At 56.2% G+C, this 5,446-nt stretch carries 5 protein-coding genes; 1 reads left to right on the forward strand and 4 read right to left on the reverse strand.

What is annotated here, in order from left to right; translation table 11 throughout:
* A partial coding sequence (locus QZ279_RS12100) for a gamma-glutamyltransferase (RefSeq protein ID WP_293451205.1) occupies positions 1 to 446 on the forward strand: 446 nt, incomplete at its 5' end.
* An 88-nt stretch (positions 447 to 534) separates the two neighbouring features.
* Here QZ279_RS12100 and QZ279_RS12105 read toward each other — a convergent pair.
* Genes QZ279_RS12105 through QZ279_RS12120 form a run of 4 tightly spaced genes read right to left on the reverse strand, consistent with a single transcriptional unit; the run spans position 535 to position 5,435 of the window.
* Positions 535 to 1,911, reverse strand: a complete 1,377-nt coding sequence (locus tag QZ279_RS12105; RefSeq protein WP_293451207.1) for an FAD-dependent oxidoreductase — start codon at positions 1,909 to 1,911, stop codon at positions 535 to 537.
* Complete coding sequence (locus tag QZ279_RS12110; RefSeq protein WP_293451209.1) at positions 1,895 to 2,758, reverse strand: isocitrate lyase/phosphoenolpyruvate mutase family protein; 864 nt, start codon at positions 2,756 to 2,758, stop codon at positions 1,895 to 1,897. The genes QZ279_RS12105 and QZ279_RS12110 overlap by 17 nt, the downstream gene beginning before the upstream one ends.
* A complete protein-coding gene (locus QZ279_RS12115; protein ID WP_293451211.1) occupies positions 2,755 to 3,375 on the reverse strand; it encodes an isochorismatase family cysteine hydrolase in 621 nt (206 codons plus the stop codon). The genes QZ279_RS12110 and QZ279_RS12115 overlap by 4 nt, the downstream gene beginning before the upstream one ends.
* On the reverse strand, positions 3,372 to 5,435 hold the full coding sequence (locus tag QZ279_RS12120; protein ID WP_293451213.1) for a hydantoinase/oxoprolinase family protein: 2,064 nt from the start codon (positions 5,433 to 5,435) through the stop codon (positions 3,372 to 3,374). Before QZ279_RS12120 ends, QZ279_RS12115 begins: the two co-directional genes overlap by 4 nt.
* Positions 5,436 to 5,446 lie beyond the last annotated feature (11 nt).

The raw sequence follows: 5,446 nt of genomic DNA on the forward strand, positions 1-5,446 counted from the left end.
CAATGCAAAATCGCGGTGCTGGGTTTTCGCTCGATCCCGATAGTCCAAATCTGGTCGGACCGAACAAACGCCCATTTCATACCATCATTCCGGGGTTCTTGATGGGCCCTGATGGACCATTGATGAGCTTTGGTGTCATGGGCGGACCTATGCAGGCGCAGGGCCATGTGCAAATGGTGTTGCGGACCCAAGTGTGGGCGCAAGATCCGCAGATGGCAGTTGACGCTCCGCGTTGGCGATTTGTTGAAGGGCTGGATCTCGCGTGTGAGGATACGATGCCTGCTGCAACCTTGAAGGCTTTAGCAGCGATGGGTCACAAAATCGAACTTGAAGCGCCAGACAATGCCTTTGGCTTTGGAGGTGCACAATTGATCTGCCGATTGGCAAAGGGCGGGTATGCATCAGGTTCTGATCCGCGCAAAGACGGGCTGGCCACAGGATTTTGAGTGGATTGGGGACGTGTAGCAAGGCACCTCCAAACGAAATTGCTCTAAGCAATTGCTTTCACAACAACCATTATTTCTTAGCGTGGGTTTAGGTTATTAGAGCCTGCCCTGCGCGGCGCCCAAGAACGAATGCGCTTAGCAAACCGTTGCCAGAAAGATAGCCGCTATCGCTTTGCCCAGAAACCCCGCAAGCCGCGCCGCCGCCTGCATAAAGGTTAGCAAACTCGCCGCCACCACGTCGAAGCACCTGCGCTTGATCATTCACCACCAACCCGCCTTGTGTGTGAAACAATGCGCCAGTGACGCGCACGCCGTAGAACGGTGCAGTGAGCCCCATCTTCGCAAAGTTACGGCCAAAGTCATCTGTACCCCCAAGCGGAACAGCCGCTGCCGTTTCCGCAAGCTGATCCACAGGAAGCCCTAGCGCTTCGGCAAGCCCTGTTAGCGTATCGCTTTTATGGATCGCTCCAACTTCCTCAGCCCGTTTAAAATCTTCGAACTGTCGCGCAATACTTGCGATGCGCTCATCGAAGATGGCAAAGGCCTCACCATTAGATTGGGACAAGACCGCGCGCGCCGCTTCGGAATAGCCTTGCGCCTCGTTCCAAAAGCGTTGGCCCGCATTATTCACCTGAAACCCACCCTCGGTGATAACGGCCCATGTGATCAGAATACCATGCGGGTGCGCGACATTTCCGTGACCCTGATATGCGCCAAGATGCTTGGTTTCTGCGCCGATATCGTCTGCCCATAAAACCGCCTCTCCGCGATTTCCATCATGGCCGAACCACACGCCGTTTTCGATATCTGGCATATACTGCGATACCAATGCGCGATTGCCGCCAAACCCATTGCAGGCAAGGATCAGGCGATCACAGCCAATCGTTTCAACGCCGCCATCGGGACGGGTCACACTGACACCTGTGATGTGTTCCTCATCATAAAACAGCACGCTCGCGCGGCGCTCACAAATGATGTCGATGCCTTGTGCCTCACAGGCACTGCGGAGCGCGTCGATCAATTCCGCGCCAGAACGCGTCAGCAATCCATGCATGCGCCGCGCAGAGTGACCGGGGTAGTCAAAGTCATTTACAATGGAAAAAGGCAGGCCATGTGTGTCTGCAAGCCAGTCAATTACCTCTGCCGCGCCGCGAGCCAAAAGATCAACCAAAGCTTGATCATTCTCGCCGTGTGCTTTGGCTTGAATGTCACGCGCAAACTGCTCGGCACTATCGTCAATTCCAGCCGCGTTTTGAATTTTTGTTCCCGCAGCGGGGATCAACCCCGCTGACAGCGCAGTCGATCCGCTTGGCACAGCATCCGCCTCTATCACAAGCACACTTTGGCCCACTTTATGGGCAGAAAGCGCCGCGATCAAACCGCAGGCCCCTGCCCCAATGATTAGGGTTTCAACGCTCAGATCAAACGCGGTTGGCGACGCTGAGACACTAACGTTTGCCGTCATAATGCGCACCTTTTTCCAGCATATCCGCGGTCCCAATCACATCGTTCAGACCTCTGAAATCAAACATGCGATCTGCGAACGGCCGATTAGAGCCATTAGTATGCAAGCTGCTGTAATACTCCTGCGCAGTTTTAGCCAAGGCGCGCACAATGCCGCCTGGGAAAATCGCGATGGAAAAACCGAGGCTCTGCAAATCGTGCGCCCCTGTGATGGGTGTTTCTCCACCTTCAACCATATTGGCGAGCAGCGGAATGCGCCCTTCGAAATGTTTGCTCATCTCTTGCATTTGCGCGCGATCTTGCGGTGCCTCTATGAAAAGAACATCTGCACCCGCTTCCAAGTAAGCCTCAGCGCGATCCACAGCCGCGCTAAACCCTTCAACCGCAATCGCATCGGTGCGCGCAATGATCAGCGTCTCGTTGGAGGCGCGCGCATCGGCCATCGCAGCAACTTTACCCACCATTTCAGAGGTCGAAATCAGCGATTTATCCGCCAAGTGACCGCAGCGTTTGGGATAGCTTTGATCCTCCATTTGCAAGGCTGCTGCACCCGCGCGCTCATAAATCCGCATGGTGCGCTGCGCATTCAGCGCGTTGCCAAAGCCCGTATCTGCGTCGATAATCACAGGCGAATCTGTGCGATCTGCAATAAGCGCCATGGTATCTGCCATCTCACTGCATGTGCTGAGCCCAATGTCAGGCCGTCCAAGGCGGGTGTAGGCCACCGCTGCGCCACTTAAATAAAGCGCTTCGAACCCCGCTTCCGTCGCGAGCGACGCAGTTAGTCCGTCGTAAACACCGGGGGCGACAAGGATTTCTTGTTTCTGAAGGCGGGCTTTCAAACTCATGCCGTGCCCTCCAGCCAGTCAAGCGCATCGGTGCAACTCATACGGTGCGTGACCGTCCCAAGCGAGAGCAAGGTCGCATCATGCACATCCTGTTTGAACGCGGCACACCCATCCGTCAGCATCACCGTTTCAACGTTGCGCAAATGCGCATCGCGTAGGGTCGAGGCGACGCCGCCATTGGTCACGATGCCGCCAACGATCAAATGATCAATCCCGGCCGCGCGCATGATATATTCCAGCCGCGTTTGGTAAAAAGCAGAGTAAGCGACCTTTTCGATCACGAAATCCGCAGGGAAGAGCGTATCCACAAGTGTATGCCCGAAACCATTCGGAGCAAAATCACCTTTGGCTAAAAATGGCCGCAACTCTTTCAGATGCGGCGCGATAAGTGGTTCACCATTGCTATCAGGCACCAAGGTAAATTGCGCCGAAATGTAGCGCCCGCCTTTCGCCCTCAGTGCTTTGACCAAAGGGGCCACACGATCCGGCAAAGCGGCGATACTTTCAGCCCCTTGCCCTGCACGCCCATAGGCCCCCTCAGGGTGGATAAAGTCGTTTTGCAGATCAATCGTCAAGAGCGCCGTGCGCGACAGGTCCCATGTTTTCGGATCACTCATACCGCGCCCTCCACTGGTTCAATGATGGTATTGCCAAAGGCATCGACGCGGCCCTGCAAGTCAGGCTCGATCAGAACCGTCGTGTCGGGCTGTGTCAAAATCGCGGGGCCTTTTATGATAGCTCCCACAGGCAAGGGCAGTCGATCATAGATTGTTGTATCGTGCCAAGTGCCGTCGAAATGCACGGGCCTTGTGCTAACCGGAACCACCTCACCAGAGGTTTTGGGCGCGAGCGTGGCCAGATCAAACTTGGGCCGCTTGCCGGTTACCGCGCTACGCAGGTTCATAATGCGCCGCACACCTTTGTCGAGCAAACGGCCGAAAGTCGCTGTATAGGCCGCATCAAACGCAGCTTCGATATCGGCTTTGCTTGGCGGCACGACGACCCCATCCGTAACCGTCACGACAAGCGGCACAGACACTGTATGGGTCTGCCCTATGTAGGCCATGTCAAATTCAAACCCGACCTCGCGCGCATCAAACTTGGTGCGGGCCGCGTCGAGCAATGCCATGCCTTTGTCGTGATGTGTTTGCATGAAGCCCACCATCGCCGCTTCGTCCAGCGTATCCACCAGCGTGTTGATCGTTTGCACGAAATCCTGCCGCATGTCTGCGATCACGCAGCCCATTGCCGACGTGACCCCAGGATAACGCGGCACAATCGCTCGCGCGATCCCCGTCTCTGCCAGCATCGCACCCGCATGAAGGGCCCCACCACCTCCAAAGGGCATGAAGGCGAAACGCTTGGGATCAAATCCACGCTCGATGCTTACCAGACGGATCGCACCTGCCATGCGCGAGTTGGCGACTGTTAAGATCGCTTCAGCTGCAGCCAGAGTATCAAGGTTCAAAGGCTGACCGACATGTTCATCAATCGCTTTGCTTGCTGCCTCCACATCAAGGCGCGCGAGGGTGCCGCCAATCGGATTGTCGGGATCAATGCGCCCCAACACGATGTTTGCATCTGTCACCGTAGGACGCGTATTTCCCAAACCATAGGCCACAGGACCGGGGTTCGATCCCGCGCTTTCGGGACCAATGTTTAGCAAGCCACCCTTATCCACCCAAGCGATAGAGCCACCACCAGCACCAATCGTCGTTATCTCGATCATCGGGGTGCGCACGACCATGCCAAAATCAATCGAGGTCTGTGGCGAGAGCATGGATCGCCCCTTTGAAATCAAAGACACATCGAAACTGGTGCCGCCCATATCGCCCGTGATCACATTCTCAAAACCAGCCGACTGCGCGATATAACCCGCCGCAATCACGCCCGCCGCAGGACCAGAGAGCGCCGTGCGCACAGGCAAGCGGCACGCGGTATCAACCGCCATAACGCCGCCATTGGACTGCACGATCATGAATTCGCCGTCAAAGCCACCTTGCTTGAGCGCATTCTCCAAACGGCCCAGATAACCAGAGACTTCCGGCTGCAGATACGCGTTCAGCGCGGTCGTTGAAAACCGCTCGAACTCCCGAATTTCTGGCAAGATTTCATGCGAGGCTGAAACATGCTCGTTCGGCCAGATCGCGCGCACCGCTGCAACCGCCTCTGCTTCATTCGTTGGGTTAGCATAAGCATTCGCAAACAGGATCGCGACCGAGGCGCAACCCTGCGCGATCAAATCATTCGCCGCTGCGCGCACCGCGTCCAGATCAACCTCTGTTCGGATACTTCCATCTGCCAATGTGCGCTCTGGCACTTCGAGACGATTGCGCCGATCCACGACAGGTTCAAAATCACCGCGCAAACCCCATGTGCGGGGACGATCACGGCGGCGCATTTCCAGCACATCGCGCAGGCCCTCTGTGCAGATCACACCAGTCTTCGCGCCTTTGCGTTCCAATAGTGCGTTGGTGCCAGCCGTCGTGCCATGCACTACGACTGAAATCTGCGACAAGTCTGCAACTTCGCGCCCTATCCCGTCCAGAAAACCAGCCGATTGGTCAGGACGCGTTGTCGGTACTTTAGCCACGCTGGCCGTACCATCTGTCTCATTGAGAACGAAAACGTCTGTGAATGTGCCGCCAACATCGACACCGATCATGCGGCTACTCATTGCGCCACCTC

The organism is Planktotalea sp., assembly GCF_018607965.1.
Classification (GTDB): domain Bacteria; phylum Pseudomonadota; class Alphaproteobacteria; order Rhodobacterales; family Rhodobacteraceae; genus Planktotalea.